This is a genomic window from Pseudomonas sp. Sample_9, assembly GCF_004307535.1.
Lineage (GTDB): Bacteria > Pseudomonadota > Gammaproteobacteria > Pseudomonadales > Pseudomonadaceae > Aquipseudomonas > Aquipseudomonas mercuritolerans.
On record NZ_RAZO01000381.1, the window covers coordinates 1 to 2,249 of the forward strand.

4 protein-coding genes are annotated in these 2,249 nt (G+C 60.9%); all 4 read left to right on the plus strand.

Annotated elements, in window-relative coordinates:
- Positions 1-56 precede the first annotated feature (56 nt).
- Positions 57-383, plus strand: coding sequence for a GPW/gp25 family protein (locus D6877_RS21975; RefSeq protein ID WP_130912096.1), 327 nt, complete (start codon positions 57-59; stop codon positions 381-383).
- Complete coding sequence (locus D6877_RS21980) at positions 380-1,261, plus strand: baseplate J/gp47 family protein (RefSeq protein WP_130912097.1); 882 nt, start codon at positions 380-382, stop codon at positions 1,259-1,261. The genes D6877_RS21975 and D6877_RS21980 overlap by 4 nt, the downstream gene beginning before the upstream one ends.
- 1 nt (position 1,262) lies before the next feature.
- The gene (locus D6877_RS21985) at positions 1,263-1,871 is read left to right on the plus strand and encodes a phage tail protein I (RefSeq protein WP_130912098.1); all 609 of its coding nucleotides are present in this window, start codon (positions 1,263-1,265) and stop codon (positions 1,869-1,871) included.
- The coding region (locus D6877_RS21990) for a phage tail protein (protein WP_178083731.1) at positions 1,864-2,249 on the plus strand (386 nt) is incomplete at its 3' end. The genes D6877_RS21985 and D6877_RS21990, both read left to right, overlap by 8 nt.

Below are 2,249 nucleotides of genomic sequence, written 5' to 3' on the forward strand. Positions count from 1 at the left end.
GCGGTCAAGTTCCTGAAAGCCAGCGAAGAATACGAGCCGTTCAAGGAGTGACATCGATGATCGGAATGGATCGCCACACCGGCCTACCCATATCCGGCATTGAGCACCTGCGCCAATCCATTGCCGACATCTTGAGCACGCCGCTGGGCAGTCGTCGGCATCGTATGGAATACGGCAGCAAGCTGCGGCGGTTTGTCGATTTGCCCATCAACGAAGGCTGGAAAAGCGCTGTACAGGCTGAGGTCGCACGCGCTCTCGGGCGCTGGGAACCGCGTTTGAAGTTGGATCAGGTGCGGGTCATTTCCGTCATTGGCGGGCAAATCAATTTGCAAATCGTCGGGACGTACCTGGGCGACAGCGTCACGTTGGAGGTGGCCGCATGAGTACCGTAGATCTGTCGTCGCTGCCAGCGCCGACCGTGCTTGAGCCTCTGGACTTCGAAGAGGTTTATCAGGACGGGCTGAGCGTGTTTCGCGGGTACATGGGCGGCAACTGGACGGCCGCGCTGGAAAGCGATCCAGTGGTCAAGGTGCTTGAGGTCGGGGCTTACAACAAGGTCGGCAACCGGGCCCGAGTCAATGACGCCGGCAAGGCGCTGCTGCTGGCACATGCCATTCGTGGTGACCTTGATCACTTGGGGGCCAACGTCAATCTGAAGCGCCTGGTCATTCAGGCCGAAGATCTGTTGGCGGTGCCACCGGTACCCAAGGTCATGGAAGACGACGACCCGTTTCGCGAGCGTATCCAGTTGGCCTATGAAGGCTTGACCACGGCCGGCCCGCGTAACAGCTACATCCTGCATGCACGTAATGCATCAGGGCTGGTGGCAGATGCCACGGCCGAAAGTCCGGAGCCTTGTTATGTCACGGTCACGGTGCTGGGGTTGGACGGGGAAGGGGAAGCGCCGCCGGAGCTGCTGGCGACGGTGGCCGCTGCGCTTAATGACGATGACGTACGGCCGGTCGGTGATCGGGTGACTGTGCAAAGCGCAGAGGTTATCCGTTACGAGATTGACGCCATCTTGCACATGGCCAGCGCCGGTCCAGAGGCGGATGCCAGTTTGGCCGAGGCCAAAAGCCGCTTGGCAGCCTGGATCAATCCACGCAAACGGCTGGGCGTCGAGGTCGCTCGCTCCGCTGTTGACGCCCAGCTGCACGTTGCCGGCGTTGCCAGGGTTGAGTTGGTCGGATGGCAGGATCTGGCCCCGACCAAGGCGCAGGCGGCGTTCTGTACGCGCTACAACGTAAGGCTGGCGGGCTGATATGAAAAGTCTCCTACCGCTCAACAGCACGCAACTGGAACGGGCCATGGAGGCCGCGTTTTTCGAAAAGACGATTGTCCCTCTGCGCGACCTCTACGACGCTGATACCTGCCCGGTGCATTTGTTGCCGCACCTGGCATGGGCCTGGTCGGTGGATCGCTGGGATTACCGCTGGACTGAGGCGACCAAGCGCGCGGCCATCAAGGCGTCGTATTACATCCACAAACACAAGGGCACCATCGGCGCGTTGCGCCGTGTGGTCGAGCCGCTGGGCTACCTGATCGAGATTGTGGAGTGGTTCAACACGGTGCCCGAGGGCGTGCCAGGCACCTTCGCGCTCAAGGTCGGGGTGCTCGATACCGGCATCACTGAAGAAATGTATCAGGAGCTTGAGCGCCTGATTGACGACGCCAAACCCGTCACCCGGCATCTGACCGGGCTGGCGATCAGCCTGGAAACTCAAGGCAATTTGAATATCGCTGTGTCCCTCTATGAAGGCGACGAAATCGACGTTTACCCGCCCGTCATGCGTGACATCGAGGTCACTGGCAGCTTCGGCGTGGTCGGCCGCGAACACACCATAGACACCCTGGACGTTTATTATGATTGATGCGAATTCGCAGTTTTTTGCGATCCTCACGAATGTGGGGATGGCCAAGCAGGCGAACGCCGACGCGCTCGGCATTCCCTGGCTGATCACGCAAATGGGCGTGGGGGATGCCAACCCGAACGGGCTGGCTGATCCGCCTAATCCGGTGCCGTCGGCCAGTCAAACCAAGCTGCTCAACGAGTGGCGTCGTAAACCGCTCAACCAACTGAAGATTGACCCGGTCAACCCGGCGGTGATCATCGCCGAGCAGATCATCCCGGCCGACGAGGGCGGTAAGTGGATCCGCGAAATCGGCCTCTACGATGCCGACGGCGATCTGGTGGCGGTGGCCAACTGCGCGCCAAGCTTCAAGCCGCTGCTGTCGCAAGGCTCGGGCCG